Source organism: Thiomicrorhabdus arctica DSM 13458, assembly GCF_000381085.1.
GTDB lineage: Bacteria > Pseudomonadota > Gammaproteobacteria > Thiomicrospirales > Thiomicrospiraceae > Thiomicrorhabdus > Thiomicrorhabdus arctica.
Window position 1 is genome coordinate 45945 of sequence record NZ_KB905902.1, and the last position, 24492, is coordinate 70436.

Below are 24492 nucleotides of genomic sequence, written 5' to 3' on the forward strand. Positions count from 1 at the left end.
TCCTCGAGCAATCCGACCAGGCTTGGTTATCTTTTCTATGCACCTTCAAAGTCTGATCTTAAAACCTTATAATGCCCACACTTAATTCAGATGCTGGGCAGGTTTCACGTGAAACAACACTACGATACATTTTGGGCACGTCTAGAGGAGACAAAATTAGAATCTTGGCAACAAGCCCTGCTGCCTATTCTTGATATAGCTCTCAACCCTGAAAGCAACGGCAACTTGCACCGTTGGTTAACCGCGATGAAAGCCATTAAAACCTACCCAAGCAATGTACCTTATGACATCAACCATTCTGTCCTTAGAGCCAGTGATGCTCAAGCGCTCTCCCCTGATGAAAGAATCCTGCTGGAAGAGACTCTTAGACTCTTTCAGCCGTGGCGCAAAGGCCCTTTTAGCATTCACGGCATTCACATTGATACCGAATGGCACTCCGACTGGAAATGGGACAGAGTACGCCCCCACCTTTCGCCCTTAGCGGGCAAAAAGGTATTAGATATTGGTTGTGGCAGTGGTTACCACCTGTGGCGTATGGCGGGCGAAGGCACGGAACTTGCCGTGGGAGTGGATCCAAGCCTACTCTCTATGAGCCAGTTTTTAGTCTTAAAGCATTTCATTGGCGAATCCGTACCCGCCTATTTTTTACCACTGACGTTAGAGCAACTCCCCACCTCCACGCGAGGCGGCGCTTTTGATACCGTCTTCTCAATGGGCGTTTTATATCACCGTCGCTCTCCTATTGACCATATCTACGATCTCAAGAAACACCTCGTTCCTGGTGGCGAATTGGTGTTAGAAACCCTGGTCATTCCTGATGATTATGGCCAATTATTACTCCCTGAAGACCGTTATGCGCAAATGCGGAATGTTTGGTTTTTACCCTCGGTGTTAGAGCTGACCCACTGGTTAAAACGGTGTGGGTTTGAAAATGTACGTTGTGTCGATGAAAATCAAACGTCAATAGAAGAGCAGCGCAGCACCGATTGGATGCAGTGGAACTCTTTAGAAAGCTTTTTAGACCCTGAAGACCATAATAAAACTATTGAAGGTTACCCAGCGCCATTACGTGCGGTAATGGTATGTAACACCCCAAAATCCCAATAAATGGCCATTTTTCATAATCTTAGCGTTGTAGATTTGCTCGTGTACAGATGTACACTTTACCAATCACCGCCTTGACCTTAAGCAAAAATTCTCATTTATTATACCTAGGCCTTGAGTCTAAATTTTGTCCCGTTTTGCATTCACTCTAAAAGTGACCAAGCCTGGCATGTCCTGCGGCTTTACAAAATCATGTGAGCGCAGGGTTACTTTTATTCTGATATAAAAAAACCCGCCATGCTCAACAGAACATGACGGGGTTTTTGTTAGAACTTAGGGCTTTGGACTATAAAGCCTTACTTTCCAAGCACTTCTTTAAGGGCGGCTAAACAGAAAAGAACTTTTTCACGTTTAGAACTTTCGCCCATCAAACCAATACGCCAAACCTTACCAGCTAAAGCGCCAAGACCTGCACCGATTTCTAGGTTGTAATCGTTTAGTAAAGTAGTACGAACAGCTGCTTCGTCAACGCCTTCTGGCACCCAGATAGTGTTTAACTGAGGCAGGCGATCTTTTTCGTCAACAACAAACTTAATGCCCATTGCTTCCAGACCCGTTTTTAACTGCTGATGGTTAGTGGCATGACGCGCCCATGCGTTTTCTAGACCTTCGTCCGTTAACATGACCAATGATTCATGCAGCGCATACAACGTATTGACTGGCGCAGTGTGGTGATAGGCACGTTTCGCACCTGCTCCCCAATACCCCATCACTAAGTTTAAATCCAAGAACCAACTTGGTACCTTAGTCGCGCGGTTACGCACCTTGTCTAAAGCGCGCTCATTAAAACTAATAGGTGAAAGACCTGGTACACATGACATACATTTCTGAGTACCAGAATAAATGGCATCAATGCCCCATTCATCTACACGTAACTCAATGCCACCAAGAGAGGTCACGGCATCAACAATCGTTAAACAGCCATGATCTTGTGCGATTTTACAAATTGTTTTCGCATCAGATGCCGCACCCGTTGAAGTTTCAGCATGAACAAATGCAACAATTTTAGCATCAGGATGTGCTTTACAAGCCGCTTCTACTTTAGACGTTGTGACCGCAGTGCCCCACTCATCAGAAACGATAATTGCTTCGCCGCCAAAACGTTCTACGTTCTCTTGCATACGCATACCAAATACACCATTGATACATACGATGACTTTATCGCCTGGCTCAACTAAGTTAACAAAACACGCTTCCATACCGGCTGAACCCGGTGCAGAAATAGGCATAGTGAGCGCGTTTTCAGTTTGAAATGCATATTTCAGCATCTCTTTTACTTCATCCATCATGCCAACAAAGGCTGGATCTAAGTGACCAATGGTTGGGCGAGCCATAGCGGACAAGACACGTGGGTGGATATCAGAAGGACCTGGGCCCATTAAAGTACGTAGTGGTGGGTTAAAAGAGTGCATAAGATTTCCTTTAAATTAAAATATGACTAGAAAATTGATTTGGCTCAATTATAATGGCAGTTAACTATGATATACAAGAGTTAAAAAATGGATGTTATTCAAGCACTAAAAGAAGCCATCTCCGCTAAAAACGTTTTAGACTCGGTAGAGTCTTGCCGACCTTACGAATGCGATGGCCTTTCCGCATACCGAGAAAAACCACTTGCCGTTGCGCTGCCAGATGATGTAGAGCAGGTTAAAGCTGTATTGCGCATTTGTAAACAATATAAGGTACCTGTCATCACTCGTGGCTCAGGAACGGGACTCGCAGGGGGCACCTTACCGTTGAAAGACGGTATTGTTTTAGGGCTTTCTAAACTCAGTGATATTATCAAAATTGATCCATTGCAGCGTATTGCCGTCGTTCAACCAGGGGTTAGAAATATCTCTGTCAGTCAAGCCGTAGAGAAATATGGCCTTTATTATGCACCAGATCCTTCCTCACAAATTGCCTGTTCGATTGGTGGGAATGTTGCCGAAAACTCTGGTGGCGTTCACTGTCTAAAATATGGTCTAACCGTTCACAATGTCCTTTCTATCAAAGTGCTTGATATGGATGGTGAAGAGAGCGTTTTTGATGAAAAAGATGATGGCATTGATCTATTAGCGTTATTAAATGGATCAGAAGGTCTATTGGGCGTGATTGTGGAAATCAAACTCAAACTTTTACCCAAACCGGAGTCTGCGCAATTGGTGATGGCCGCTTTTCACTCGGTCAGTGATTGTGCTGATGCAGTGACAAGCGTGCTTGAACAAGGCATTATCCCAGCCGGTCTAGAGATGATGGATAAGTTCTCTTTAATGGCCGCCGAAGAATTTGCCAAAGTCGGCTATCCAACAGATGCTGAAGCCTTATTGCTTTGCGAAGTGGATGGTAGCCATGCACAAGTGCAAACCGATGCCAAACGTGTGGCGGATATTCTGACCCAAAAGGGCGCCTATAAAATCACCGTCTCGCAAAGTGAAAAAGAACGAATCGCTTTATGGCAAGGCCGTAAAAATGCCTTCCCAGCCGTTGGGCGTTTTTCACCGGATTATTATTGTATGGATGGTACCATTCCACGTAACAAACTGGCGTTTGTATTAGAAGAGATTGATCGCATGTCCGGTATTTATGGACTTAAAGTCGCCAATGTCTTCCATGCAGGTGACGGCAACTTGCACCCTTTGATTCTCTACGATGCGAATAAACCCGGTGAGTTAGAGTTGACCGAAAAATTCGGTACTGAAATTCTAAACCTATGTGTTGATGTCGGTGGAACCATTACTGGCGAACATGGCGTGGGTGTAGAGAAACTCAACTCAATGTGTCACCAATACAATACCCCCGAACTGGAAATTTTCCACGGCATTAAAGCCGTATTTGATAAGACAGGCCTGCTAAACCCTGGTAAAGCGGTGCCAACCTTGCATCGTTGTGCCGAAGTCGGTCAGATGCACGTGCATAATAATCAATTACCTCATCCACATTTGGAGCGTTTTTAATGTCTACCTTTTCAACGCCCAATCAAGTTATCGAGCAGTTTGCCGAGCAAATCAAACAAGCTAATATAGACAAACAAACGATCCAAATTACTGGCAATCAAAGTAAAGTGCCGTTAGGCATTGAAGATTTTAATGGTCTGCCCGTACAGGAACTTAATATCTCAAACTACAGCGGAATCATTGAGTATGAACCCGCAGAATTAGTGGTTACCGTCAAAGCTGGCACCCCTTTAACCGAACTGCAAGCAGCGCTAGCAGAGCGCAATCAAATGTTGGCCTTTGAGCCGCCTGATTATGGCAATTCGACCATTGGCGGCACCTATGCTGTTGGCTTAACCGGTCCTTCAAAGCCCTTTAGAGGGATATTGAGAGACTTTGTTTTAGGCACCAAACTAATTGATGGTCAAGGTCGTCAGCTTGGGTTTGGCGGCAAAATGATTAAAAACGTCGCCGGTTATGATGTCTCTCGCATGCTGGTGGGTTCAAAAGGCTCCATGGCCTTAATTACTGAAATGAGTCTAAAAGTAATTCCGCTAGCTGTCGAAGTAACCTATTGCATTGAAATGCCAGAAAATGAGGCTATTTTATTAATGAATAAAATGGCAGGTACGGCACTGCCAATGACTGGTGGAGCTTATTACCAAGGGCGTTTTTATTATCGCGTGGCCGGTGAACATCCCCTGCAAACCAATCAAGTTGGCGTAAGAGAGTGTGATAACAGTGTTTGGGTTACGCTTAATCCCTTTAGACCCGAACTCGAATCGGGTGAGAAACTATGGCGAGTTGATGTTGAAAGCACCAACCCAGCGATTGAAAATACCATAGCCGTGGGCATGGGCGGCACACGTCGTTGGGTTGCCAGCCCAAATAAACCCAATCACCCCTATGTGACATTATGGCAAACACGTTTTGCCCCAAGGCATAACGACACGCCTTGTGTGCAGAAAATAAAATTGGGTTTAAGAGATGTATTTGATCCGAACCACATTTTTAAACAGCTTTAAACAGCAGACTCTATGACCCATAACAGAGCCTTTAAATACTTAAAAAGATAAATAGACACTATTATGCAGACAAATTTACCTACTGATCTACTTGCAACGGAGCAAGGCAAAACAGCCGATAAGATTTTACGTTCTTGCGTACACTGTGGTTTCTGCCTTTCGACTTGTCCCACTTACGGCATCCTAGGCGATGAACTTGACTCCCCACGTGGGCGAATCTATTTAATCAAAAGTGTTTTAGAAGGCAATGACGTCTCTAAAGACACCTTAGGCCACTTAGACCGCTGTTTAACCTGCCGTTCTTGTGAAACGACCTGCCCTTCTGGGGTGGAATACGGTCATTTATTGGATATTGGACGTGAAGTTGTAGAAGAACTCAGTCCGCGCAATCCACTGCAAAGACTCAGCCGTTATGCGGTGCGTAAAAGCTTAACAACCCCCTGGTTCTTTAATTTAACCATCCGCTTAATGCCATTCTTAAAACACTCTAAAGCCATTCAATTCACCGTTGACGAGTTAGCACTGCAGCAATCCCTCAAGGATCAAGAAGATGCACTTAAATCGAGCGTACTGTTGCTATCAGGTTGCGTTCAGCCGACTTTAGCGCCGAACATTAACCAATCAAGCATTAAAGTCCTAAACCGCTTAGGCCTGAATGTTATTGAAACCCCACAAGATCAGTGTTGTGGTGCAGTTGATCATCACCTGTCAGGCACACAAGATGCCATGCATAAAATTAAGGCCAATATTGATGCCTGGTTACCGTACTTAGATCAAGGCGTCAAAGCGATTATCTCAAATGCCAGTGGTTGCGGAGTGATGGTTAAAGACTATCCGCACTTGCTGAGAGAAGATGCCGAATATTCAGCCAAAGCGTTGCGTATTGCCGAACATACTAAAGACATTTCAGAGTTTTTACTTTCACAAGATCTGTCGATTTTCACCCATTTTGATAACCAAAAAATAACTTTTCACTCACCTTGCACCTTGCAACACGGTCAAAAACTTCAAGGTGTGGTTGAAGAGGCACTTGGTAAATTGGGTTATCGCGTTAACCCCGTTAAGGATGCCCACCTATGCTGTGGATCCGCTGGAACCTATTCGATTTTTCAGCCAAAATTATCTAAACAACTCAGAGATAACAAGCTGGCAAATCTACTCGAAGTCAAAACCCCGATTATTGTTACCGCGAATATCGGTTGTTTAATGCATTTACAAAAAGGCACTAAAACACCGGTTAAGCATTGGATAGAACTCCTCTAGAAGATCGAATCAAAACAGTCTTTTACCCAATTCCTGTTTTGAATATTGCTGCACTTGACCAAAAATCCAAGCGTCACTCACGACTCTAGAATCATTAAAATTAAACATAAGCTAACGCTTTATAAGAATTGAGGAACACCCATGTCAGATATCGAAATCGCTCAAAAAGCCAAGATGAAGCCTATTATTGGTCTAGCAGAAGAAATTTTTGGAATCCCTGCGGAGCATTTAGATCCTTACGGTCACTACAAAGCCAAACTGTCTTTGGAATACGTTGACCAAGTTTCACACAACAAGGCGCAAGGTAAATTAATCCTAGTCACGGCGATTAGCCCAACGCCTGCCGGGGAAGGTAAAACCACCACCACCGTAGGTTTAGGCGATGCGATGAACCGTCTAGGCAAAAAAGAGGGTAAACACGCAGGTAAAAAAACCATTATGTGTCTACGTGAACCCTCTTTAGGACCTTGTTTTGGCATGAAAGGAGGCGCCGCTGGAGGCGGTTACTCGCAAGTTGTACCGATGGAAGACATCAACCTACACTTTACCGGTGATTTTCATGCCATTGGCGTCGCACACAATTTATTGTCAGCAATGATTGATAATCACATTAACCACGGCAACGCCCTAGGTATTGATCCACGTCGTATTAAGTGGAAACGTGTGGTGGATATGAATGACCGTGCATTGCGCTCAATCACCGTCGGACAAGGAGGCCCTGCTAACGGTTACTTACGCGAAGATGGTTTTGATATCGTGGTTGCCTCTGAAGTGATGGCCATTTTATGCCTAGCGACCAACCGCGCGGATCTGAAAGAACGTTTAGGCCGTATTGTGGTCGCCTATAAAGCTGACAGAGTGACTCCTATTTACGCCAGCGATATTAAAGCGCATGGTGCTATGGCCGCTTTATTAAAAGACGCCATTAAACCGAATATCGTACAAACCTTAGAAAACAACATTGCCATTGTTCACGGCGGCCCTTTTGCCAATATCGCTCACGGTTGTAACTCGGTAACAGCCACGCAAACTGCGTTAAAACTGGCTGATTACGCCATCACCGAAGCTGGTTTTGGAGCTGATTTAGGCGCCGAGAAGTTTCTAAATATCAAATGTCGCTCAGCGAAACTCGCACCTTCTGCTGTGGTATTAGTCGCCACGGTTCGTGCACTTAAATATCACGGTGGCATCGAAAAAGATCACCTTAACCAAGAGAACCTAAGCGCGCTAGAGAGCGGTTTTGTTAACCTTGAGCGCCACCTACACAACATCACTGTCAACTACGGCCTACCTGCTATTGTGTGTATTAACCACTTCACTTTCGATTCAGATGCTGAAACCGCACTGCTGCAAGCGAAGTGTGAAGCCTTAGGCGTTAAATGCATTATTTCGAAACACTGGGCAGAAGGTGGTGCAGGTGCCGAAGAACTCGCCGAAGCGGTATTCGATATTGTCGATCACCGCGAGCCTGGTTTTGATTACCTGTATGAAGATGAGCTGCCTTTGTGGGAGAAGATGGAAACCATTGCCACTAAATTATATGGTGCTAAAGAAATTACCGCCAGCGCTAAAGTACGTGATGAGATTGCCAGACTCCAAGAACACTATGGCACCTTGCCAATCTGTATGGCCAAGACGCAAATGTCTTTCTCTACAGACCCAACTGCCAAAGGCGCACCCAGTGGGCATATCGTTGAAATCAGCGATGTTAAACTTGAGAATGGCGCCGGTTTCATTGTCGCCATTGCGGGCAATATGATGACCATGCCAGGCCTACCAAAAGTGCCAACGGCCGAACGTATCGATATTGATGATGACGGTGTTATTACGGGCTTGTTCTAAGCCAAACACCTCTTTTAAAATCGTTAATTAACTTTTAAGAACTTCTAAACGCACTAGCCACCTTAATGGCTAGTGCGTTTTGGGTTTATAAGAGTCTGTTTATAATGTGTACAGACCCACTTAACATCCACTTTTTCTCAATGAAATCTCAATTATCCCGCCCCATATCCGCTATACAACCCTGTTTTTGATTCAGTATAATGTCAGCACCTTAACGATTATGTAAATGGATGGTTCTACGGTGTCGGAAACTTTGAATACAACGCTGGCTGCACGTTTTCAGTCTCTACAAACTTATGTAAATTCTCAAATTATTGGTCAACCGCATTTAACACAGCGCTTATTGATTGCCCTTCTTTCGGACGGTCATCTGTTGGTAGAAGGTCCACCAGGCCTGGCGAAAACCAAGGCGATAAAAACCCTCTCTGAATTAATAGAAGGCAGTTTTCACCGTATTCAGTTCACCCCAGATTTATTGCCTTCGGATATCACCGGTACAGACATCTATCGTCCAGAAACAGGCGTATTTGAATTTCAGGCTGGGCCCATTTTCCATAACTTGGTCTTGGCAGATGAAATCAACCGTGCACCCGCCAAGGTACAAGCCGCGTTGCTTGAAGCCATGGGTGAGGGTCAAGTGAGTGTCGGTCAACGAAGCCTGCCGATGGAAAAGTTTTTTATGGTGATGGCGACTCAAAACCCGTTGGAACAAGAAGGCACCTATCCTTTACCAGAAGCCCAGCTAGACCGCTTTATGATGCATGTAAATGTGGATTATCCAAATGCAGAAAGTGAACTGCAGATTTTGGAACTGGTTGAGAGTGAAGCGCGGGATATGAACAAAACTGGTTTTCCACCACTTTCACAAGTGGATCTATTCCAAGCACGTGATGACATTTTAAAACTCCATATGGCCGATGCTATTAAGCATTATATTGTGCAACTGGTGATGGCGACACGCCAACCTCAAACTTACAGCGCGGACCTCGCCGAACTCATCGCAGTTGGTGTTAGTCCACGAGCCACCATTGCAATTTCTCGCTGTGCACGTGCCCATGCTTGGTTGCAAGGAAAAGACTTTGTCAGCCCGGACGATGTACAGGCGGTAGTGCATGACGTATTCCGCCATAGAATCCTGCTGAATTTTGAAGCGGATGCGAAAAACATCACACCGGATGACATTACGGATCAAATCCTTAGTTTTGTCCCGGTGACTTAATTGAACATATTCAGTTTTGCAGCGAACAAATCAATACATATTAGCATCATCCAGGAAGCTCAAACCTAATGTCACAAACGGTTGAACAGGCCACATCACTTTACAGCCAATTAGAAGCCTTGGTGGCGTTTCGGTTTCACGTGAAACAAAAGAAACTGTCCCAACAAAACAACCTGATGGCGACCAGTGGAGGCAATCACCATGCTCAACGCAAAGGTCACGGCATGACCTTTAGCGAAGTACGCCAGTATCAACCTGGGGATGATATTCGACATATTGATTGGCGCGTGACGGCGCGAACCCAAAAAGCCCATACTAAAGTCTTTATTGAAGAACACGAACGCCCGGTGATTTTAGTTACCGAGCAAACCCCTGCTCTATTTTTTGGCTCTCAAGTACGTTTAAAAGCAGCTCAAGCTCTAAACCTGTCTGCCATTCTAGCGTGGACGGCACTTCACCAGAATGAACGTGTTGGTGGGTTTAGCTTTAATGAAACCCACCAGGCCTGGGTAAAGCCTAAACGCAGCCAACAAACCGTACTGCAGACATTACAACAGGCGATACAGATGCAAAACCAACTGACCAGGCCTGGTCAGTCTAATCCGTTGACATGGCAGAGTCATTTGAAACACCTGACCCAAGTCGTTAAACCAGGCAGTAAATTGTTTTTAATTGGCGACTTGCTACAACTCACTGATCAAAGTATGGCTTATATTCGCAAATTATCACGGCATAACGACGTGGTCGCGATTCACCTATTTGATCCATTAGAGAAGCAGTTACCCAAACTCGGGTGGCTGAGTTTAACGCTCGGCGTTAAAGCAGACAAACTATTAAAGCTCGATAGCTTTCGCTCTGAAACACGCGATAGCTATGCCCAGTTATATGCGACTCAATGGCAAGCGGCGCAAACCCAATTTAAACAAATCAAACTGCCTTTAATTGAGATTGGTTGCCACGAAAACCCATTAGAAAGCTTATTACGTCATAAGGTCATTGTGTAATCTATGTGTACTCTTAAAAATCGTCTTCTGGATACCTTATTGCAATGAAACTCACTGAAGAGCAACAAGCTGTATTGAATCAACTTCAAGACATTCAGTTACCGGAACCCATCAGTTGGTGGCCGTTAGCGTTCTCCTGGTGGGTTTTGATTTTAAGCGTCACCTCTATCTTGATTGGTTTAATCTGGTACTTTCGTGAACAACGCAAACGCAATGCCTATCGTAGGGAAGCTCAAGAGACCTTGAGCCTTATAATGCATCCAAAAGAGTCATACGCCAGCATTAATGAACAAGTCTTAGCGATTAACAGCTTATTAAAGCAAGTTGCCTTAACCACTTATGGTCGCGTAAATGTCGCTAAATTAAATGACCAGGCCTGGTTAGATTTTTTAAAGCAAAATGCCAGTTTTATTGAACAACCGAAGGTTTTGAAAGCGCTCTTTAAAGTCGCCTACCAAGCCCCCACGACGGATGAAGCACAATTAAAAAACAACCAAGAACTCTTAACGGCTTGGCAAACTTATGCTCAGAAATGGATTAAAGGGCATCATCAATAATGGATATTTTAACGCTATTAGCAAATCTCACTGAAATTGAATTTCTATCGGCTTGGATGCTGGTCTTTTTGCCATTGCCGTGGATTATTCGACGCTTCAGTAAACCGGTAGCACAACAACAAAATCCCTTATTAGCACCGCAAATCATGGCACGTATTTCTGAAAATATGCCACAGAACAAACTCGTTGCCGCTCACCCGCAAAAGGCACGCATTCCTCTGTTGTTTATTTTGTTGTGGGGCTTATTAATTTTAGCGGCGATGCGTCCGATCTGGTATTTAAATCCGACACCGTTTGAGGTCAGTGGTAAAGAGCTGATGTTGGCGGTTGATCTCTCGGGCAGCATGCGAAAAGAAGATATGTATTTGAATGGTCATGATGTCAACCGTTTAGTGGCCGTGAAGTCCGTGGTCTCTTCGTTTATCGAGCAACGAAAAGGTGATCGCATCGGTTTGATTGTGTTTGGCACACAGGCTTTCTTACAAAGTCCATTAACCTATGACCTACACACGGTAAAGACCCTTTTAAATGAAACTGAGATTGGAATGGCCGGTAACAATACCGCTATTGGTGATGCAATTGGTTTAACGTTAAAACACCTTGAAAAAACCCAAAAAAACCAACACTCTAAAGCGGTATTGATTTTATTGACGGATGGCTCCAATACAGCAGGCCAGGTAGATCCGATTAAAGCCGCTGAAAAGGCCAAACAATTGGGTTTAAAGATCTATACGGTGGGTGTCGGTCGTGTGCAAGATAGAAACGGACTTGATATTTTTCTGGCTGGGAAATCCGAGATGGATATCACGTCATTGAAACGTATTTCTAAAATTACGCATGGCCAATTTTTTCAAGCCAATGACACGCAACAACTCAGTAAAATATACCAATACATTAACCAGTTAGAGTCTAGCGATCATGAGGTCAATAATTACCGGCATCGTTCGGAACTTTACGTGTGGCCATTAGGTGCTGCTTTTATACTCAGTTTAGGCCTGGCCCTGTTACATCTTAAAAGACGGGGGCAGTAGTGATGCATGAGATTTTGCAATTCCAATTTTTACGTCCATGGTGGTTTTTAGGCTTATTACCGGTAATTTGGCTACTGTGGAACGTTTGGCAACTCAAACACCAAAAAGATGCTTGGTATCAGGTCATAGCTCCGCAATTTAGAAGCTTACTGCTAGGCGAGAATAAGCTCGGTGAAGTCTCTATTTTAAACAAATTGTCCATTTGGGTACTTGGTTTCATTTGGCTTATAGCGATTTTGGCGCTCTCTGGCCCTTCGCTTAAATCGGTGCAGATGCCGGCCGAAAAGAACCAACAAGGCACGGTTATTTTGCTCGACCTGTCACTCTCAATGTTAGCAGATGATCTGGCGCCGAACCGCTTGAGCCGGGTCAAATACAAAATTACGGATTTAGTGAAACAGCACCCAGAACTGTCAATTGGCCTAGTCGGATATGCAGGCAGTGCGCATAGCATCTCGCCTATTTCAGAAGATAATCAAACACTTTTAGGGCTATTGCCCGCTTTAAATCCTTTGATTATGCCAAGTTATGGTTCAAACCCATTATTAGGATTTGAGCAGGCCAAAAAATTGTTGGACGGTGCTTTTATTAATCACGGTCACATCATTTGGATGACCGATGATTTGGAAGCAACACAACAACCGGCCATCAGGAAGTGGATTAAATCACATGACTACACTGTCAGTATTATGCCGGTCGGCACGGTTACGGGAGGTGTCGTACAGATTCCAAATTATGGTTTATTGAAAGATGAAAACGGAAAAATCGTTTTACCGCCGTTACCGATGGAACGCTTTGTTCAATTGAATGATTTAAGAGGGGTCAGCGTCACGCCCCTGCGTATTGGTGATAATTCTGTTGAGGCTTTACTGCCACCCATATCGGCTCGGCGAAGTCAGAAAGAGAGTGATGAAAACCCTGAACATAAAACCACCGACGGCACCATTGTGAATGCACTGGATGATGGGGCTTTGTTATTAATTCTTTTAGTGCCATTAGTTGCGTTGATTTATCGCCGTGGCTGGATTTTTAGTCTGTCATTTACGCTGATTCTACCGTTAGGATTGGCCGGATCACTCATGCCTACACCCAGTGTTGCAGGCAGTGAGTTGCCTAATTTTTCCTATGCCTTTAAATCACAAAATCAACAAGGCTACCAGGCCTGGTCAGATCAAAATTACAAGGCGGCCGAAGCTCTGTTTGAAGACAGTCAATGGCGCGCCAGTGCTCTCTATCGTTTAGGAAAATATGCTGAAGCCGCCCCGCTATTTGCGAAAGACAAATCCGCCAATGGTGTTTACAATCAGGGGAATGCGTTCGCCAAATCTGGCCAGTTGAAACAAGCCAAACAAGCTTATGAAAAGGCTTTAAAAAAGCAGCCTAATTTTGCAGCTGCTCAGAAAAACTTAAAGTTAGTCAACCAACTATTGCAACAGCAGAAAGAAGAAAAGTCACAAAAAAAGCCACCAGAATCACACTCTAAAAAGAGTGACTCTAAGCAAGATGACTCCTCTTCTGAAGGCAAGAATAACAAAGATACCAAACCAGAAAATTCTGGTTCTGAAGAAAACTCTAATAAAAATGGCAGCCAAAACAGTGGTCAAGACGACTCCCCAGAGCACAGCAAGCAAGGTGGGGATGCCTCTAAAGGGTCTGACTCAGATTTATCGGACACCTCCGATATCGCAAAGTCTAAAAAAGCCAATGAAGCATTAAATCAACCTACACCAAAAAACCCGACGCCAGAAGATTCAAAAAAGGGAGAAAACCCTTCTCATCCGTTAGCTGATTCGACCGCTAAAGAGCCTAATGACCCAGGCAAACCGAGTCGTGGAACCGCTGACTCGGCGAGTGACATTAAAAACGACAAGGCCTTACCAGGCCTGGCGGATTCCAAGCTTTCGGAACAGACAATGAACGGGCGAGAACAAGGTGACGCCGCTCAAGCGACTCAAACTAAACGCCCGCCAACTGAAGAGCAACAAGCGACTCGTAATTGGTTAAAACAGATTCCTGACGAGCCGGGTGTCTTTTTAAAACGTAAATTCGAATACCAGTACCAACAACAATCGGCGCAGCCTACGGGTCAGACATCACCCGCTCACTCAACACCAAAATCGTCAAATAAGCAGTGGTAAAGATAATGCAAAAGAGACTCAAATCATTCCATAAAGGCCTTCTGTTCGCTTTTTTATTGGCAATACCGGTATTATCATGGGCTCAGACCTTAACGGTGCAAACAGCTAGGCAAACGGTTGAATTAGGCGATGTGATTAGCTTAGTCATTCAAACCGACTTCCAAACAAGTGGGAAACAGCTGGATTTGACCGTTTTGGAAGACCAATTTGACGTATTGGGAAAACAGCAAAGTAATAACCTTGAATTTATCAATGGTAACTTCAGCTCGCGTACTCGCTGGCAGATTCAGATGGTGGCAAAACACGTCGGTGAATTAGTCATTCCGCCGCTGCAAATTGAAGGCGCTAAAAGCCAGTCCTTAACCATTACGGTTGTACCCGCAAAAAAAGCCAGTAAAGGTGACTTAGGTCCCTACTTTTTGGAATCCTCACTTAGCAAGCAAAATGTGATGGTTCAAGAAGAGGTCATATATACACTGCGTCTATACTTCTTAGGCAGTGTTTCAGGTAATATCCGCCCTCCTCAATTTGGTCAAGCACTCTCTGAACCGCTCAAAGTACAATCCGTCTATGGTAAAGAACTCAATGGCAAAAACTATACGGTGTATGAATGGGTATACGCTTTATATCCGCAGAAAAGTGGCCAACTGGACATCCCTGGGGCGCAATTTTCGGGTCTCATTCAATATCAAGGCCGACAGAAAGGCGTCAGTGAAATCGCCGATACACAGACTTTGACGGTCTTGCCAGAAGTCGCTCAATTCAAAAGCCAGTCTAAAAACCCTTGGTTACCGGCTAGCGATTTACAATTGAAAGAGCAGTGGATCAGCTCTTTAGACAAAGTACGCGTCGGCGACAGTTTGACGCGAACCCTGACCTTACAAGTGGTCGGCTTAAAGGCCAGTCAACTGCCTGTTCTGACCACAGAAAATGGTAAAGGGTATAAAATATACGCCGATCAACCCGTGACGAATCAAACCATTGTTAAATCGGGTCTACAAAGCCAAATTCAGGTTAAACAAGCCATTATTCCAACACAAGAAGGCCTACTCACACTGCCTGAACAAAGCATCACTTGGTGGAATACCACAACCCAAAAAATTGAGATGAGTTCAGTACCCGCCCGCAGTATAACCGTTCTGCCGGCTCTTGTTAGTCAAGGGCCTTTAAATAACAATGGCCAAGTGTTGAATCCCGATGTTTTGAAAAACCAACATGCAAAAACCGCTTCAGCGAGTCAACAAATCAATGCCATGGTTTCACGTGAAACGACAAGCATCTGGCAAATCATCAGTTTACTGATGACTCTAGTTTGGGTAGCTACGTTGTTATTGTGGCGTAGAAAACATAAACAGATGCAGTCTAAAATCAGCGCCTTAACACCACAAGAATCAACCCCCGCCGACAGTCAGCAGGTCAGGTTAGCAACAGAGATGGGGTTATGCCAAACAGATGAGCAAGGCGGCCTTAAACTAAGTCCGCAACAGTTCTATAATAAATTGAGATTACAACTAGCTGATACTCACAATATTCATCATTTTGACGCACTTGAACACTCAGATCTACAAACCGAAATTGCTCATTTGGAAGCTCATCTCTTTAACCAAGAACTTTTAAACCCAGACACGCTTTCAAATATCTGTCGGTTACTCAATAGCTGGTCAACAAAACCAGGTCAAGCTCAGTCCACCCCCGACAGTAAACTCAGTTCACTCTATGGTCGTTGATAAGACCCCCTGTTTTGGGTGACATAAAAAGTATTCAAATAAATAAGCTGTAGGGTTTGATGGTTGAAAATAATACTTAACTAAAGTCTTGTGCTTTATGCTGGTTCAACATTGCTTAACTTATCTATCACCCTGTGGCAGTGTTAGTGGGGCATGAGAGATGAGCGATATGCCAACCTATTAAATTCACTTTTTCCAGAAAAATATCTAAAAATTTCCGTTCCATTAAAGGTGACAAGGTTACCGTTTCTTGGCTAGAAAAATAATACGCGACTAGACTCTCTAATGGCTAAGACGTAAAATTCTACCTCATTTTTGTTGCTAGAGACCCCATTTAAAATTAAAGTCCCTGTGGATTTAAAAGAACATCTTTTGACATGCCTTTTGGAGTAGGCTGTAGCTGGCCTGGAAATGCTTGAAACAGAAGGATTTTTACCCTTAAATATCAATTACAAATAAAAATATAGAGAGAATAATGCTTAAATCTTTAATGAAATCAATTGTAGTTTTAGCTGGCGTGGCGGCTGCCTTTTCAGTCATGGCCGAAGTGGCTAAACCTGAAGTTCCTGATACTTTTGCGGAGAGAAAATTCGTACTCCAGATTAGCGATCGTGACCCTTCCAAGCAAGTTTTGACACTCAATGTGGTCGGTAACCTTCTTACGTACTATCAAGGGGAGGAGGTTGATATTGAGGTTGTCGCCTTTGGCCCTGGAATTAATTTTCTAAAAGCAAGCAACAAGAATGCAGAGCGAGTGAAAATTTATATGGATGCTGGAGTTCGATTTAGTGCATGTGAAAAAACGTTAAATAGTTTGGCCGCAAAGCTTGGGGAAAAAATTGAACTTCAAGATGGGGTGACCGTGGTTCCTGCTGGTGCTCCGCGTATCTTTCAGTTACAAGATGCTGGATGGAAGCTTCTAAAGCCCTAAACCTACCCACGGTAAGGCGAAATACGAAATTCAGGAATTTGCTAAGCCGTAGGGCTCAATGGATGTCAAATCATACTTGACTAAAGCCTCGTACTAACGGGGCTTTTTTATGTCTGGAATAAAACAAGCAGCATTGCTGAATCTAACCCTAATCAAAAACCGTAAAAACCCGTTGTAGCACACTTATAAGGGTTTTTAACCGAATTTATTGCTAAAGCACTTAAATCCCGTCAAGAAGCACCTAACTTGTCAAATGAATGCCTTTTTTGATTTTCGTTTGCGAAATAATTAACTGGTAAAATGTCTTTCTGCAATATTTTGCACTTCAGGATAGTTTGTTTTCCCCGTGCCTAAGACGGGAATAGATTCGACCAAAATAACTGTTTTTGGAATCATTAGTTCAGTCACTTGGGTTGCTTTCGCGGCATCGAGTACCGTACTGCGGCTTAAGGTTGAGTCATTTGTCACTAAGACTAATTGCTCTCCCTTACGCTCGTCAGGTACAGCAACGACAACGTGATGGGCATCTGGACTCGCTTCATTGATATAGTTCTCAACGGCTGTCAATGAGACCATCTCGCCACCAATTTTAGCAAATCGTTTAGCGCGCCCTTTAATCCAGACATAACCGTCCGTATCAACCTCAACGATATCACCCGTGTCATGCCAACCCTCTTTGGGTGGGAGTAGGACTCCTGGATTATCTGGCATGAGGTAACCCAACATAATATTTGGACCCTTAACGAACAAACGGCCTCCTTCTTGAATGCCTGGCACACTTTCTAAACGATGCTCAACGCCTGCTACAAATTGACCCACAGAACCATGTTTATAAGCGGTCGGAATATTGACGGCTAATACTGGTGTCGTTTCCGTGACCCCATAACCTTCGTAGATAGGCTGGTGAAATTTTTCAGCATATACCTGACGCGTTTCAGGGCTTAATCTTTCCGCGCCTGCGATTAAAGCGGTGATGCTGTAAAAATCAAAAGGATCTGCTTTTCGTGCATAACCTCCAAAAAAGGTATCCGTACCAAAAATGAAACGGGCATTGGTTTGATAAACCATTTCAGGGACAACGGCATAATGTAAAGGCGAAGGGTACATAAACACCTTAGCCCCTTTAATAATCGGCCATAACATTCCGGCAGTAAGGCCGAAACAATGGAAAGTCGGTAAGGCACTTAAAATTTGCTGGCCAGGTAATAAGGTCAACATGGAATGAATTTGTTCAATATTACTTACTAAATTTTGATGAGAAAGCACCACCCCTTTTGGCACGCCTTCTGATCCAGAAGTAAACAAAACCACCGCCTCATCTAACGGATCTTTATGATGACCAAGCAGTGATTTAGGGGAAGTCATTAACCCCATTAACTTATCCAATCTACCGATATGTGCACGAATATCTTCTAAATAGATAAATTGAATTTCTGAAGAAAGTTCATCGACGAGTGGTTGCAATGCAAATGCGTCGACAAATTTTTGCGAGGTAATAATGCTCTTTAACTCCGCTGTTTGACAGGCGGAACGAATGGCGGAAACCCCTGATGTAAAGTTAATCATAGCCGGTACATGGCCGTAAGCAAGTAGTGCAAAAAAAGTAGCTGGCATACCAGAGACATTAGGTAACATCAAACCGATACGTGTTTCATCGCTCAACACTTTGTGTAACTGTTTACCTAATATAATGGATGCTAAGGTCAGTTTTTTAAGGTTTAAAGATTGTTTATTAATGTCTTCAACACAATTTTCCTTCTGATTGTAAGTCGACTTTGCCTGCAACAAAGCTGTAAATACCGTTTGTGTTTTGACAGAACCGTAATAACCTCCATCGCGTAAGAGTCGGAAAACTTGCTGGTTTAAGAACTGGTGTTTTGCATGCCCTTTAAGAACTTCAGCTGGTTTTATTTTCTGTGCGGGTTGTAGGTTGATGGTAATTTTAGGAAACCAAAACTGCTTCATAAATGCGAATTTAGTGCCGTCAAGATAAGAGAACTTACTATAAACCGCGCCACCAATATGAACCGCCAATACCGCAGCATCGCTTTTTTGAGCAACCATTGCGGTTCCTTGATACACCTTCATCAGGCTGCCGGTTGTGGTAATACGACCCTCAGGGAAGATCATGCACTGTTTGCCTTTTTTGAGCTCTTCAATCATATGTTTGGCAGCATAAGGATTGTGTAAATCCACCGTAAAGAAGCAACACATACTTAAGATAAATCGCTCATGCCATTTTTCAGTATGTGCAGTATCCACCATAAACGTGGTTTCACCAGGAATAAAAAGATCCAGTAAAGGTCCGTCTAAAGTCGACACATGGTTAGAAATAATCAGCAATGGTTGTTCAGTTTGATCCACGGCATGAAAGTGTTCTAGTCCATTGACTTCGACACGATAAAATAGCTTGAATAAGCCCTTAGCAACTAACTTAAATAACCACTTCATTGTGATCCTTTATAAAAAAATTAACGGAAGGATGATGCAACTCATCCATTTAAACGATTTTGAGTCTGTTTTGCCGAACTTGTATCCACCATGCAATGCTTAAATTTAATACGGCTAAACATAATAAGATATTCAATAAACTGAGCGATAATGCGAAACCAATCATCACTAAAACGGCAGACATCACCATCAAAAATGCATTGAGTATATTATTAACCGCGACCATTCTAGCACGGACGTTTACTGGGGTTTGCGTTTGTAATAGTGTGTAAAGGGGCACGATATAAGCCCCTCCCAACAATGCAATCAATAACAATAAAATAAATAGAGTGTTGAGCGGCCAAGTCGTTATAAATTCATTAAAACTGATTCGACCAGCTGATTGACTCTGCAGGAATAGAAATTGTGTGCTCTGCTCAATCACTCCAAGCATCGCGAACAACAATATTGAGATCAAACCAAGCATTAAGCCATGCCATTTGAAATTCAAGTGATTTTTAAAAGAGTGACTCGCGAAAACAGACCCCAATGCGATACCAACTGAAAAGACTGATAAGAATGCCGTTGCTACGCCTTCATTTGCCCACAACACATACTTTGTAAGTATGGGAATCTGACTGAGCATGACCGCCCCTAAAAACCAAAACCAAGAGATGGCCAACACCGAAAAAAATGAGGTGTGATATCCCTTACAAAGTTTAATCAGTTGCCAACTACTTTTGAGTAGATTGCCTTCAATCAATAACTCTTTATTTTGTACTGTCGAAGGTTTTAGCCATAAACTCACAGCGTATCCACTTAATGCAACGCCAATAATGGCCATTGACATCACTTCAATTCCATTTGGCATCAATACACCAATCCCGCCTAATATTGTCCCGAATAAAATGGCAATGAATGTTGATCCACTGAACAATGCATTACCTTGCATTAAACTTTTATCCATTAATATTTCAGGCAGTACGGAATATTTAATGGGGCCAAAAAAGGCCGATTGTGTGCCCATTAAAAAGAGCGTCACAAACAATAATTCGAGCTGCAGGGTTAACAAAGCGAAGGCGCCAAACAGCATAATAAACACTTCCGCTAATTTTATTTTTTGGATTAGAAATGACTTAGGATAATGATCAGCAAGTTGACCTGCAAGACCAGAAAAAAGGAAAAATGGTAGGATAAATAGGCCTGCGGCTAGGGTAATTAATAAACCAGTCTCGCCGTTGGATTGACTCAATCTAAAAGTGATTAGCATCACCAAGGAGTTTTTAAACAAGTTATCGTTGAATGCCCCTAAAAACTGAACCCAAAAAAGTGTAAAAAAGGGTCTTTTACACAGTGGGGATTTCGAATATAAGTACTTTGAAATAAAATTCATAGGCAAGACATAATAAAAATATAACACTCTAGAAGATATTTTATATTTTAATGTATTTCCACCCTTCACTCAATCGTTCAACCACTTGATCAAGAGCGGGCTTATCATGCTTTACTTGTGGCAATAATTGCAATCTTGCATCCTTCTCCATTGCCCTTTGTAAGGCTCTTTTACAAGCATATAAGGTTAAATTATCAAAGCGGTTTAATAGACCTTCCAGCTGCGCTCTATTAGAGTTATTAACATCAAACAACCCCACTCCTTCATAGTTGGTAATAAAATCTACTTTGATACCCGGTCCACCATTCACTAATAATTTCTCAGTTTGATCTAAAGCAGCAGCTAATTTTTTAGGGTCGGCAGAATCTAAGTGAATGAGATATTTTTGTTCCGCCATTTGATGCTGGTCTGCGGCTGACAAGAAAGCCTGATTAAAAGGCATATTGACAGATAAGTATCCTATTAAAACCCCAATAAAAAGTGCGGCAACCGCAGCTTTAGGTAGCTGCCAACCCGCCTTTTCTCTATCAACCACAGGTTGATAGGATGGGATATTCACCAGTTGATAAGAATCTTTTATCTGTCTTTTTAATGCACTGAATTGAATAATTTCGTTACGAAGACTCTCATCTGTCTCCATAAGCTGTTCAATTTCCTTATTTTCTGGAGGTGCTAATTCCCCATCGATATAAGCATGAATTTGATATTTTTCAATGGCAGCACTCATCAACGTCCCCTCAATGGAACGACTTTTCTTTGTCCAGAATGGGATTTTTCTAATAAAAACCGGAGTTTTTCTCTTCCTCTTGAAATTCGGCTCATCACCGTACCAATAGGGGTTGAGGTGATTTCAGAAATTTCTTGGTAGGAAAAGCCTTGAATGTCTGACAGGGAAATGGCTTGACGGTGCTCAAAAGACAGTTTGCCCATTGCAAGATGCAAAGCATCTTGGGTTTGTTTTTCTATTAATTTACTTTCATTGCACGCTTCTGCTAAACAGTAATCGACTTCAGTTTCATCTGCCCATTCCCAGCGACGATTATATCTTAAATTATCAATAAATTTATTATGCATAATCTTGCTTAACCAAGCACCAAACTGGTCGAAATTATCTAAGTCACCTTGTTTCTCAAGGGCCTTTAACATGGTTTCTTGCACTAAATCTTGTGCCAGGCAGGCTTGATGAGTCCACGCATAGGCAAGACGATAGAGCCGATCATACTGGGCTTCAAGAGCCTGGTTAAATCGTTCTTTTTGTTGCACTGAACATAAAAAAGTAACAATCTTTTTTGTTAATTTCATTGTTAATCACTTTCTGAATAATTTGGTGTGTAAAGCAAGCTTATTTTGCTTAATTGAGATCGTAAATTACGCTAACAATAGAATAAAAGCAATCATATTACCGTTTAATTAAATAAACAAAACTAGTACAGGTATAGAAAAGTTTGGTTCAAAATAATGGAATAAAACACCGCCCACAAGCGTTTAATAGAAGACACATCTCGATTTACAATTTCCACGAGATATACACTAAAAACCAAAGAGGAAGATATTACATGTTTAAAAAAACAGCTCTCAAACTAATGTGGTTATTTGCAGGTATCACCATTTCAATGTCTGCTTTTTCAGCCGCGAACGATTCACCCCTTCCAGAGACTTTTGCTGACAATAAGGTTGTCTTGCAATTGAGCGATTACAATCCTGCTAAACAGCAACTCGTTTTAAATGTTGCTGGGAATCTACTTAAGTACTTTGGTGGTAAAGAAGTCGATATGGAGATCGTTACGTTTGGTCCGGGTGTACGCTTACTTATGGAAGGCAACCCTCATGCACAACGTATTCAAACACTTATGGACGCAGGTGTTCGTTTCTCTGTTTGTGGTAACACTTTAACCAATATGACAAAGAAACTGGGTTATAGACCAATTGTAAGAGGTGGTGTTATGGAAGTTAAAGCCGGTGCGGGTCGTATCTTGCAGTTACAAAGAGCAGGTTGGCAGGTTCTTAAACCTTAAAAAACGGTCAATGACAAAAGGAAATCACACATGAAAATAGTTCAAAAAATATTCAAATTGTTCCTAATGGTACTGGTAACGAGTTTATCGTTCTCAGCAATGGCTGCCAGCGATCGTTATGGTAAACAAAAAGTGGTTTATCACGTGAATTACGACAATGCCAAAAAACAGTCTGGTACTTTAAGAAATATTCAAAACCACATCAATGCAGTGGGTGCTGAGAATCTGGATGTCAGAGTCGTAATGCATGGAAATGGTTTATCTTTAATCCTAAAACCTGAGGCATTAAAAGACGTACCTAAATTCAAGTCGGCTAATGCCACACATGTAATGACACAAAAAATAGATAAGTTGAAGCTGCAAGGTGTCAGTTTTAATGTCTGCGCAAATACCCTTAAGGGTAGAAAAGTCGATGTTGAAAAACACCTATATGATGCTTCTCAGTCGGACATTGTGCCAAGTGGTGTTGCAGAACTCGCATACTTACAAGATCAAGGCTTCAGATACCTTCGCCCTTAAATGTCGAAGATTTCTACAGAAATATAAATCTATAAAATAAAGAATAACGAGGATACACATGCTAAACAAAAAATATGCATTCAAAAAAACCGCAATCTTATTGGCTCTAACAGGCGCATTTGCTTCACAAGGCGCACAAGCAAGTAACTGGTTAATGCTGCAAGGTACAGAAGCTGACCACCAGGCACCACGTGCTAAGGTTTGGGGTTTTGTGCAAGGTGAATATCAATCCACAGATAACACAAAACTAAAAGCCGGCCCTGGGAAAGGACAAGAAGCTGCATTTAACCAAATTGCACCTCAATTATCATCATCTCAAAGTTTTAATATCCGTCGTGCCCGTATTGGTGTTCGTGGGGCGAACTTCCCACTGGATCCTAAAACGAATTACTTTATGTTAGCTGAGTTTGGTAATAATGGTATCACTACAGGTGGTAAGGGTTCACAAGGACAGTTAACCGATGCCAGTGTTACGTTTAACCATATTCCTGGAGCACGTGTCCGTGCCGGTCTATTTAAAACACCGGGTTCAGAGGAGTCCTTTCAGGGAATTGCAACCTTCAACTACATTAACTTCACCAGTGCGACAGACCGTTTATTAATTGAGCGTACTTTTGATAACTCAACTGGCGACACATCACGTAATGGTCCGGTAGGCGCTGTCAGAGATACAGGTATTCAGGTCTTTGATGCATTCCGTAGAGGTGATTGGGAACACTCTTATGCAGTCATGATAGGTAATGGTGGGGGCTTGGCGACTACCAATAAAGATAACGATCTAGATACCTATGTTTATCTTTCAACTGAAAAAGTATTTGGGGAATCAAAAGGTCCTAGAAGAAAAGGCCTGAAATTCTTCGCATGGCAACAAGATGGTAAAAGAACCATTGACGGTACCTCTGGTCACAACCGTACTCGTAGTGGTTTAGGGACAACCTTTTTCAATGGTAAATACCGTTTGGCTGCTGAATATATTCAAGCCGATGGTATGATTTACGGCGGAACAACAGGTGCGCGTACCCCTGCAAATGGTGGTACATTCGTCGTCCAAAAAGACCAGAAAGCCGATGGTTATTATGTTGATTTTGGTTACCGTGCTCTGCCTAACCTAGAGTTAAATGCTCGTTATGATGTACTTAATAGCGGCACAGCAACAGACGCTCAATCAGGCACAGGTAATGATAAAGAACGCCTGTTTACAACCACAACATTGGGTGCTCAGTACTTCTTTAACAAGAAGACATCTGTTCGTTTGAACTATGAAATTCGTTCAATCGAGGCACCTAATGCACCTGCAGCAGCTGGCGTACATAAAATTCTAGATGGAGTAGATAATCGCTTAGCCGCTGGATTCACGATGGTTTTCTAAGAAGAAATTA

Annotated in this window: 20 protein-coding genes; 15 read left to right on the forward strand and 5 right to left on the reverse strand. The window is 42.8% G+C overall.

Going from position 1 to position 24492, the window contains the following annotated elements:
• Window positions 1-108: 108 nt before the first annotated feature.
• On the forward strand, window positions 109-1107 hold the full coding sequence (gene cmoB / locus F612_RS0110745; RefSeq protein WP_019557774.1) for a tRNA 5-methoxyuridine(34)/uridine 5-oxyacetic acid(34) synthase CmoB: 999 nt from the start codon (window positions 109-111) through the stop codon (window positions 1105-1107).
• Window positions 1108-1400: 293 nt separating this feature from the next.
• On the opposite strand, the gene F612_RS0110750 is transcribed toward cmoB, so the two are convergent.
• The gene (locus tag F612_RS0110750; RefSeq protein ID WP_019557775.1) at window positions 1401-2516 is read right to left on the reverse strand and encodes a pyridoxal-phosphate-dependent aminotransferase family protein; all 1116 of its coding nucleotides are present in this window, start codon (window positions 2514-2516) and stop codon (window positions 1401-1403) included.
• Between the two features lie 87 nt (window positions 2517-2603).
• Here F612_RS0110750 and F612_RS0110755 point away from each other — a divergent pair, with 87 nt between their 5' ends.
• The 11 genes from F612_RS0110755 (at window position 2604) to F612_RS0110810 (ending at window position 16756) form a co-directional block, all read left to right on the forward strand.
• A complete protein-coding gene (locus tag F612_RS0110755) occupies window positions 2604-4040 on the forward strand; it encodes an FAD-linked oxidase C-terminal domain-containing protein (protein WP_019557776.1) in 1437 nt (478 codons plus the stop codon).
• Window positions 4040-5044, forward strand: a complete 1005-nt coding sequence (locus F612_RS12645) for an FAD-binding protein (protein ID WP_019557777.1) — start codon at window positions 4040-4042, stop codon at window positions 5042-5044. Before F612_RS0110755 ends, F612_RS12645 begins: the two co-directional genes overlap by 1 nt.
• Before the next feature lie 63 nt (window positions 5045-5107).
• Window positions 5108-6307, forward strand: a complete 1200-nt coding sequence (glcF, locus tag F612_RS0110765) for a glycolate oxidase subunit GlcF (protein WP_019557778.1) — start codon at window positions 5108-5110, stop codon at window positions 6305-6307.
• A 141-nt stretch (window positions 6308-6448) separates the two neighbouring features.
• Window positions 6449-8149: a formate--tetrahydrofolate ligase gene (locus F612_RS0110775; protein WP_019557780.1), complete on the forward strand. Its 1701-nt coding sequence runs from the start codon at window positions 6449-6451 to the stop codon at window positions 8147-8149.
• A 226-nt stretch (window positions 8150-8375) separates the two neighbouring features.
• Window positions 8376-9368, forward strand: coding sequence for an AAA family ATPase (locus tag F612_RS0110780; protein ID WP_019557781.1), 993 nt, complete (start codon window positions 8376-8378; stop codon window positions 9366-9368).
• A 68-nt stretch (window positions 9369-9436) separates the two neighbouring features.
• Window positions 9437-10372, forward strand: coding sequence for a DUF58 domain-containing protein (locus F612_RS0110785; protein WP_019557782.1), 936 nt, complete (start codon window positions 9437-9439; stop codon window positions 10370-10372).
• A 44-nt stretch (window positions 10373-10416) separates the two neighbouring features.
• Window positions 10417-10929, forward strand: coding sequence for a DUF4381 domain-containing protein (locus F612_RS0110790; RefSeq protein ID WP_019557783.1), 513 nt, complete (start codon window positions 10417-10419; stop codon window positions 10927-10929).
• Window positions 10929-11960 carry a VWA domain-containing protein gene (locus F612_RS0110795; RefSeq protein WP_019557784.1) on the forward strand — a complete coding sequence of 344 codons (1032 nt, stop codon included), beginning with the start codon at window positions 10929-10931 and terminating at the stop codon, window positions 11958-11960. Before F612_RS0110790 ends, F612_RS0110795 begins: the two co-directional genes overlap by 1 nt.
• Window positions 11961-11962: 2 nt before the next feature.
• On the forward strand, window positions 11963-14098 hold the full coding sequence (locus tag F612_RS0110800; protein WP_019557785.1) for a VWA domain-containing protein: 2136 nt from the start codon (window positions 11963-11965) through the stop codon (window positions 14096-14098).
• 5 nt (window positions 14099-14103) lie between these two features.
• Complete coding sequence (locus F612_RS0110805; RefSeq protein ID WP_019557786.1) at window positions 14104-15825, forward strand: BatD family protein; 1722 nt, start codon at window positions 14104-14106, stop codon at window positions 15823-15825.
• Between the two features lie 475 nt (window positions 15826-16300).
• Entirely contained in the window at window positions 16301-16756 is a 456-nt protein-coding gene (locus tag F612_RS0110810) for a DsrE family protein (RefSeq protein ID WP_019557787.1), read from the forward strand.
• Between the two features lie 288 nt (window positions 16757-17044).
• Here the strand turns inward: F612_RS0110810 and F612_RS0110815 are convergent, their stop codons facing one another.
• From F612_RS0110815 to F612_RS0110830, 4 genes are read right to left on the reverse strand one after another with little or no spacing between them, the layout of a single operon-like run.
• Entirely contained in the window at window positions 17045-19207 is a 2163-nt protein-coding gene (locus F612_RS0110815) for an AMP-binding protein (protein ID WP_019557788.1), read from the reverse strand.
• Between the two features lie 49 nt (window positions 19208-19256).
• The gene (locus F612_RS0110820) at window positions 19257-20579 is read right to left on the reverse strand and encodes an MFS transporter (protein WP_019557789.1); all 1323 of its coding nucleotides are present in this window, start codon (window positions 20577-20579) and stop codon (window positions 19257-19259) included.
• A gap of 40 nt (window positions 20580-20619) precedes the next feature.
• Window positions 20620-21306: a hypothetical protein gene (locus F612_RS0110825; protein ID WP_019557790.1), complete on the reverse strand. Its 687-nt coding sequence runs from the start codon at window positions 21304-21306 to the stop codon at window positions 20620-20622.
• Window positions 21306-21881 carry an RNA polymerase sigma factor gene (locus F612_RS0110830; protein WP_019557791.1) on the reverse strand — a complete coding sequence of 192 codons (576 nt, stop codon included), beginning with the start codon at window positions 21879-21881 and terminating at the stop codon, window positions 21306-21308. Before F612_RS0110830 ends, F612_RS0110825 begins: the two co-directional genes overlap by 1 nt.
• A 254-nt stretch (window positions 21882-22135) precedes the next feature.
• Between F612_RS0110830 and F612_RS0110835 the strand changes: the two genes are divergently transcribed.
• The 3 genes from F612_RS0110835 to F612_RS0110845 are packed head-to-tail and all read left to right on the forward strand — an operon-like array spanning window position 22136 to window position 24482.
• Window positions 22136-22594 carry a DsrE family protein gene (locus F612_RS0110835; RefSeq protein ID WP_019557792.1) on the forward strand — a complete coding sequence of 153 codons (459 nt, stop codon included), beginning with the start codon at window positions 22136-22138 and terminating at the stop codon, window positions 22592-22594.
• A 30-nt stretch (window positions 22595-22624) separates the two neighbouring features.
• Window positions 22625-23113 (forward strand): DsrE family protein, encoded by a 489-nt coding sequence (locus F612_RS0110840; protein ID WP_019557793.1) that lies wholly within the window; start codon window positions 22625-22627, stop codon window positions 23111-23113.
• A 58-nt stretch (window positions 23114-23171) separates the two neighbouring features.
• Window positions 23172-24482 (forward strand): porin family protein, encoded by a 1311-nt coding sequence (locus F612_RS0110845; RefSeq protein WP_019557794.1) that lies wholly within the window; start codon window positions 23172-23174, stop codon window positions 24480-24482.
• Window positions 24483-24492 lie beyond the last annotated feature (10 nt).